Genomic DNA, 7,293 nt, shown 5'->3' on the forward strand with positions numbered 1-7,293 from the left:
GCAGGAATTAGTCATAAATATTGCCAATCTATTCACAAAAAAGGTGGCTATTCCTATGGATTTTGATTCAAGGCGACTGAAGTCGCAGCCGCTTTCCTCCCCATGTCTAAAGCCAGGGGCTTCTCGCTCGTTTTCTGGTGAAGGATTTACCGTTAAATCCAGAACGCATACCTACTTAAATATCCAAACCCATGCAATTGATTGGGTAAAAGATCGCGTTGAGGTCAGACGAAATATGCGACGTGGTAGGCGGTTTCGCAATACTCCCTGCCGTCAAAACCGAACTAACCGCTCGGTCAATAAAAATCGCATCCCCCCATCGACTAAAGCGAGATGGCAGTGGAAATTAAGGATTGCCAAATGGTTGACTTTGATGTTTCCGATATCGACATTTGTTGTAGAAGACGTTAAAGCAAAAACCTGGAAGGGAGCTAAGAAATGGAATACAAGTTTTAGTCCTCTGGAGGTAGGTAAACGATGGTTCTACTCGGAAATTGAGAAAATTGCTCACCTGGAAATTAGGCAGGGCTTTGACACCTGTAAAATGCGTCAAGATTTAGGACTCCTCAAGTCTAAACAAAAGCTGTCAAACTTGTTTGAGGCTCATTGCGTTGACTCTTGGGTATTAGCTAATTGGTATATCGGAGGACATATCCAGCCCGATAACACAAAGCTAATAGAAGTAATCCCTTTGGAGTTTCATCGCAGACAGCTCCATCGTTTGCAGCATTCCACTGGTCATGTCCGCTCTCGGTACGGCGGAACTTTAAGTGCAGAATTTAAGCGCGGTTCAATCGTTAAACACCCTAAATATGGGTTCTGTTATGTTGGGGGTTGGCAAGAGTCGCCAACAAAGAAAGACCCACAGCGAAAAACAATTAGTTTGCACGATCTAAAAACAAGCAAGCGATTGTGCCAAAATGCAGCGCCTACAGATTGTAAGTTTTTGTCTTACAATTCGTGGCGCTCCGCAAATTAATCTGTAAAGCCGTGCTAGAAGCACGGGGTTTCAAACCCAGAAATTTCGGTCACTAACCCCAGCCTGAAGGCGTGGGGCTTGAAAAGAGGAAGACTCACCACCTTCTTAATTCAGGACTAAAAAAGTGTCTAGCCAATTACTGAACTGCCTGGGAGTGGTATCCCGCAAGACGTTAAGAATGCCTCCCTAGTTTTTAACCTCTCTGGTGGTCAGTGGCGAAGGGAAATATACACCTAGAAATAGGACTTACCGTCAATGTTTGTACCAGTTGTAGGCAGCAATGAATAAAGAACAAATGACAAAAGGCAGCGCGCGCGAGGGCCGAAAAGGAACTCCGCAAGTCTCTAAATGGTTGTTTTATCTGGCCTTGCTGCCGGCAATCTGGGGGGTTTGCGCTTGGCAGGGCTGGGCTTGGTGGAGCTGGGCTTCCGCCCCGCCTAAAATAGCTGAAACGTCAACTTCCCCGCCAGAGGATGCTGCTGTTTTGATCCAAATCCCGGAGGGTACTCCCAGTCAAAAAATCGGGCGGGATTTAGAGGCTGCGGGGTTGATTCGATCGAGTTCGGCATGGAATATGTGGGCCCGCTGGCTGACTCTGCAAAACCGCGATGGAGGTTTTCAAGCCGGAACTTACCAACTGTCGCCGACTCAGCCTCTGAGTGCAGTTGCTGAGAAAATTTGGAAGGGCGAAGTCGTACAGCAGAGTTTCACGATTCCAGAAGGGTGGTCGCTGCAACAAATGAGCGCTTATTTTGAAGCGCAAGGTTTTTTCCCGGCTAAGGATTTTATGGCGGCGGCGAGTCAAGTTCCCTACGCTCAGTACCCTTGGCTGCCGAGCGGCCTGCCTCATTTGGAAGGGTTTTTGTACCCGGATACTTATCAGCTAGACGGCGATGCAGTTAGCCCGGAAGCTGTCATCAAGCAAATGCTCGGTCGCTTCGAGGAGTTGGCTTTGCCGATATATCAAAAGAATGAGAAGAAAACTAAGCTGGATTTGAAAGAGTGGGTGACGCTGGCGAGTATTGTGGAAAAAGAGGCTGTGGTTGCTTCGGAGCGCAATCTCATTGCTGGGGTGTTTACCAGCCGCTTGAATAAGGGCATGAAGTTGGGTTCAGATCCGACGGTTGAATACGCCCTCGGCATCAGGCAAACTAAGGAGAAGCCTTTGACTTTCAAGCAGGTGGAAACGCCTTCTCCCTACAATACTTATGTAAATGTAGGGCTGCCGCCAACTCCGATCGCATCTCCGGGAATAGCAAGTCTAGAAGCGACTCTGGCTCCTGAAAAAACAGAATATCTGTATTTTATGGCTCGATACGACGGCACTCACATTTTCAGCCGCACGCAGGCGGAACACGATGCTGCTATTGCTAAAGTTGACCAGCAGTTGCGATCGACTCCATAGATGGGCAATGACTAATACAAAAGTAAAAAGTCAAAAGTAACAAAGCAAAAGCAATAATTATACACTTTTGATTTTTTACTTGTTTAATCTTTAACTTCCAATTTCTTATTTCTCAATCTAAAATCTAAAATCTAAAATCTAAAATCATTATGACTTGGGGTAAAATACTACAGCCTGACTTAGTTCTAGGCGATTCAGTCATGAAGTTAACGGTTGATATTATTCAGGAACATAATATTAAAGGATTAGTTTTGGATGTGGACGAAACTCTCGTTCCCATTACAGCAATGAATGCTTCTCCTGAACTCACCCTGTGGGTGGAAGAAATAAAACCAGTGGTATCGCTGTGGTTGGCGAGCAATAATTTAAGTGAGACTCGGATCGGTCGGATTGCTGAGTCTTTGAATCTACCTTACATCACGGGTGCGGCTAAGCCGTCCCGTCGCAAGTTGCGAAGGGCTATTAATGCGATGAATTTGCCAGTGGAACAGGTGGCGATGGTGGGCGATCGACTTTTTACTGATGTTTTGGCAGGCAATCGTTTGGGTATGTTTACTATTTTAGTGGAACCAATGGTTGATGCTGGGTATGCGCTTCGCAAGTATCCGGTGCGATCTTTTGAAGTTTGGGTTTCTCAAGCTTTGGGGGCTTCTCTGAAAATTAAAGATTAGTCATTAGTCATTAGTCATTAGTCATTAGTAATTAATGCGGAGGGCGGGTTTATAAATATCCAGGACGTGAATCATAGATTTTGGTGAACCCGCTCCTACAGTATTGGTTATAATCAACTAGACATCTCCAGAAAAGCCAGCTTAGAACAGGCAGGATGCCTGTTCCACAATAATTATTGGAGATGTCTACTGGAAATGATATTATCACTAATAACTAATAACTACTGACTACTGACTACTGACTACTGACTACTGACTACTGACTACTGACTACTGACTACTGACTACTGACTAATGACTAAAACTATTGTTGTTAAAATAGGAACTTCGACGCTGACTCGATCGACTACGGGAAACTTAGCTCTTTCAACTATTGCTGCATTGGTCGAAATTTTAGCCGGTTTGCGGCAGCAAGGTCATCGAGTAGTTTTGGTTTCTTCGGGTGCGGTTGGGGTTGGCTGCGCGCGCTTGGGTTTGACGGAACGCCCGCGAAACATTGCTCTAAAACAGGCTGTGGCGGCCGTGGGCCAAGGGCGGCTGATGCGGGTGTACGATGACTTGTTTACTACTCTACAACAGCCGATAGCTCAAGTATTGCTCACCAGGGGCGATTTAGTGCAGCGTAACGGTTATGTTAACGCTTGCAATACCTTTCAACAACTGCTCAGGTTGGGCGTGATTCCGATCGTCAATGAAAATGATACTGTGGCGGTAGACGAACTCAAATTTGGTGATAACGACACGCTTTCGGCCCTGGTGGCGAGTTTGGTAGAAGCAGATTGGTTGTTTGTGCTCACAGATGTCGATCGGCTGTATTCCGCGGATCCGCGCAGCAATCCCGACGCGCAGCCGATCGCCCTAGTCCAAAGTATGGCACAGCTCACAGAATTTCAAGTGCAAACAGGAGATTCCCGCAGTGGTTGGGGAACCGGCGGTATGGTGACCAAAATAGAAGCGGCGAGAATAGCAACTGCATCGGGAGTGCGCACAGTCATCACTGACGGCTGCTTTCCTGGTAATATCGAGAAAATACTCAACGGAGAGTCGATCGGTACTCAATTCGAGCCTCAACCGCGTCCTGTAAACGCTCGCAAGCACTGGATAGCTAACGTGCTAATTCCGGCAGGAAAACTATATTTAGATGCGGGTGCTGTCAAGGCAATTTCCCATGGCGGAAAATCGCTTTTAGCTGCGGGTATTGCTCAAGTAGAAGGAGAATTTCAAGCTGATGATTCCGTGCAGTTGTGCGACACAGCAGGCAAGCAAATTGCTAGAGGACTTGTGAATTATAGCAGTTTAGAATTGAGACAAATCCAGGGCTGCAAGTCAGATAAAATTGCTGATATTTTAGGCTATCCCGGTGTAGAAACGGCAGTCCACCGAGATAATTTAGTGATTGTTTAGTAAATTTTTAAACTAACAAATATCGAGACAGTCGAAAGCGCGATCGAATGCAGAAATTGAGGATACTTGCAGCACAGTATTGCAAGAATGTGTTTGGCTGTGTCCGAACAGCTCGTTCATTACTTCTGTAAACAGTTCAAATACATTTTGTGCTAATTCTAAAGCTGCTTGGCATTCCGCATCAGTAAGTTCTATCTCTGCTAAAACTTGCAACATCTCTGGCGTCTTTAAAAGGTGATGATTTTCTAAACTTACATAACCTCCTCCCAAATAAACATATTCTTTTTTGGTAATTTGCTGTAATTCCATGACCACTGCTAGCGCCGCCTCAAAAAAAACTGTGGCCGTTCCTTCGAGGACTTCCACTAACACCAGTTTCTGAATGGGAGAGGCTTGGAAAGCATAGGATTCGAGCGCTGAACATAGCGATCGAGTTTTTTTAGTTTCTTCACCCCAAAGCAGTCTGAAGTCGCCATAACTCATTAATTGATTGAACCGCAATTTCTCTAGGTGTTCCAGATACCCGTGCCAATAGTAGTTTTTTTTGTAAGTATATTTGTTAATCAGTTCCTGAACTTTGTTATTGCTGGAAGATTCTCGGAGGACGTACTTGTTTAAGTCGCTCAAGCCCACTACCAAAGGATCGAGTACAGGCGCAAAAATTAGTCGTTGATTCGGGTGAATGTGTTTATTAGCTAGAATTTCAAATAAGGGCAACTTTGCAAACTCTTGCTTTTTCTCTTCGATGAATCCTACAATCTTTTGCATAGCTCTTAATCCTGAATGGCTGCTTTCAATGTCATGTTCAGACCTAGATTAATTATCCATGTTTTTGCTCCAAAATAATTGTGTTTGTTATCATACATATGTGTATTTAACATCATAGGTAAGAGTGTTTGCAGTCACATAAAATTGTGACTTGCATCATATCATACCAGGAGTAGGAGCATCTTGCTCACTAGAGATAAGCTATTTTACTAAATTGCATATTTTGGGCGTTGCTCAAAGTCAAGCCACAAGAGTTTGATTATTTATTTAGAGCTAATTGAAATGCTGAGCAAGCTTATATAGGCAAGTGAGCATCCTGATCGGACTCCTAAAAAATGCTTTTTACAAAATCGGGATGCTGCCTGCAAATGGATCCTAGACGCATAGGAGTCGAGAAACCCGGTTTCTTCGCAGATTCATCGCTGCTAAATAAAGATTTCTCGTAGAAACCGGGTTTCTTTAACCCTTGCTTTTATTGCTTCTTCCCTCTTTCCTCGGGCCTAGGACTTCTTCCTTCTTTCTTCTGCCATAAGTCTCAAAATGACAATTTCCAATTCCCAGAATTGCCTTTAGGTACGTTCTGAGTTACTCTATCTTTTGGATCAGTTAAGAAAATTATAGGAGTTAATCTTGGAACGGACTTTTTTAGCGATTAAGCCCGACGGCGTACAGCGCGGACTCGTCGGCGAAATTATCGGTCGTTTTGAAGCCAAAGGCTTTAAGCTAGTTGGCATGAAGCTAATGACGGCGAGTCGCGAACTTGCCGAACAGCATTATGGCGTACACAAAGAAAGACCCTTTTTTGCGGGACTGGTAGACTTCATCACTTCCGGGCCGATGGTGGCGATGGTGTGGGAAGGCGACGGCGTTGTGGCCTCGGCGAGGAAAATGATTGGCGCAACAAATCCTTTGAATTCAGAACCGGGGACAATTCGCGGCGATTTGGCTGTGAATGTCGGCCGTAATATTATTCATGGTTCTGATGCTGTGGAAACTGCCCATGAGGAAATTAGCCTCTGGTTCAAGGATGAAGAATTGAGTGCTTGGACACCTTGTTTAACTCCTTGGATTGTGGAGTAGTTTTGATATTCTCCCGATTGATTAATCGGGAGATATAGCCTTTCTCATACAGATGAGGTATCAGGTTGCTGACTCACTCAAAACAGTAAAATATAGAACAGAAAATAAAATCAACTATAATTCAATCAGGAGTCGAGGCGTCGCCATGAGCAGATCACTTGATGAGCGGGCGACGCCTCGACTCACAGTACGTTTGTTTCCCAAGCTTTGCTGACATCATACATTACTAAAAATGAAAGCTTATTATCTTGATTTTCGACGAAAAATTATCGAGGTTTACCATAAGGAGCGCATTTAACAAAGAGCAATAGTTAACCGTTTTTGTGGAGCTACTCAGTATCGTCAAAAAATTGCTTAAACAGTACCGTAAGACCCAAAATCTTGCTCCTCAAAGCGATTAATGTGGAATAAATTTTAAACTCAAGGTAGAACAACGGCTCGGATTAACGGAATTGATTGAAGCAAATAATGCTGCCACTCTCCAATAACTTCGTTATTTACTCGATCAAAAAATTGGTGTTACAATCAGTACAGCAACAATGGGAAGAATGATATCATGTCCGATCGATTAACCATAATATCCCGGTCGGGGCGGGTTTTTGAGATGGTCAATTATTGGCAGGTATTGTTGGCGAACCCTCCCCTACAAAAATCCCGGTCGCTCGACCGGACATGATATGACACAACGATTGAACATGACTTTCAAAAAAAACTTTTCTCTTCAGTGAAGGGCAGTGAGAGAGTTTTAAACCTGCGATAGGAGTGCGGGTGAGGCTTTTATTATCCTAAAACCCGTACCGAAACGAGGAAAATGTGCTTGTCTATTGATAGACAATGGTAATATTTATAAGGGGAAAAAAGTAGACAAAGCAATTAAAACTTAAGGATCAGAATTAATATACTTAGGATCGCGAATTAAATAACTTACAATTTTAATTGTTATTGTGGGATGGGCGTCCCGCCCGTCCTTTTTGGACGGGCGGGAC

6 protein-coding genes are annotated in these 7,293 nt (G+C 44.2%); 5 read left to right on the plus strand and 1 reads right to left on the minus strand.

Going from position 1 to position 7,293, the window contains the following annotated elements; all coding sequences use genetic code 11:
• The 4 genes from ACUVJL_RS21575 to proB form a co-directional block, all read left to right on the plus strand.
• A partial coding sequence (locus ACUVJL_RS21575) for an RRXRR domain-containing protein (RefSeq protein ID WP_445247702.1) occupies window positions 1-979 on the plus strand: 979 nt, incomplete at its 5' end.
• Between the two features lie 280 nt (window positions 980-1,259).
• Window positions 1,260-2,384: an endolytic transglycosylase MltG gene (gene mltG, locus ACUVJL_RS21580; protein WP_445247703.1), complete on the plus strand. Its 1,125-nt coding sequence runs from the start codon at window positions 1,260-1,262 to the stop codon at window positions 2,382-2,384.
• 149 nt (window positions 2,385-2,533) lie between these two features.
• Window positions 2,534-3,055: a YqeG family HAD IIIA-type phosphatase gene (locus ACUVJL_RS21585; protein WP_445247704.1), complete on the plus strand. Its 522-nt coding sequence runs from the start codon at window positions 2,534-2,536 to the stop codon at window positions 3,053-3,055.
• 294 nt (window positions 3,056-3,349) lie between these two features.
• Complete coding sequence (gene proB, locus ACUVJL_RS21590) at window positions 3,350-4,459, plus strand: glutamate 5-kinase (RefSeq protein WP_445247705.1); 1,110 nt, start codon at window positions 3,350-3,352, stop codon at window positions 4,457-4,459.
• Between the two features lie 12 nt (window positions 4,460-4,471).
• On the opposite strand, the gene ACUVJL_RS21595 is transcribed toward proB, so the two are convergent.
• Window positions 4,472-5,227, minus strand: coding sequence for a hypothetical protein (locus tag ACUVJL_RS21595; protein ID WP_445247706.1), 756 nt, complete (start codon window positions 5,225-5,227; stop codon window positions 4,472-4,474).
• Window positions 5,228-5,857: 630 nt separating this feature from the next.
• Here ACUVJL_RS21595 and ndk point away from each other — a divergent pair.
• Entirely contained in the window at window positions 5,858-6,307 is a 450-nt protein-coding gene (gene ndk / locus ACUVJL_RS21600) for a nucleoside-diphosphate kinase (protein WP_445247707.1), read from the plus strand.
• Window positions 6,308-7,293: the final 986 nt, after the last annotated feature.

Origin of the sequence: Microcoleus sp. OTE_8_concoct_300 (genome assembly GCF_031383065.1) — a bacterium.
Taxonomy (GTDB): Bacteria; Cyanobacteriota; Cyanobacteriia; order Cyanobacteriales; family Microcoleaceae; genus Microcoleus.

Bases quoted from the DNA above. Each gene is read 5' to 3' on its own strand.
- ACUVJL_RS21595 (WP_445247706.1), bottom strand. From the start codon at position 5,227: ATGCAAAAGATTGTAGGATTCATCGAAGAGAAAAAGCAAGAGTTTGCA.
- proB (WP_445247705.1), top strand. From the start codon at position 3,350: ATGACTAAAACTATTGTTGTTAAAATAGGAACTTCGACGCTGACTCGA.
- mltG (WP_445247703.1), top strand. From the start codon at position 1,260: ATGAATAAAGAACAAATGACAAAAGGCAGCGCGCGCGAGGGCCGAAAA.
- ACUVJL_RS21585 (WP_445247704.1), top strand. From the start codon at position 2,534: ATGACTTGGGGTAAAATACTACAGCCTGACTTAGTTCTAGGCGATTCA.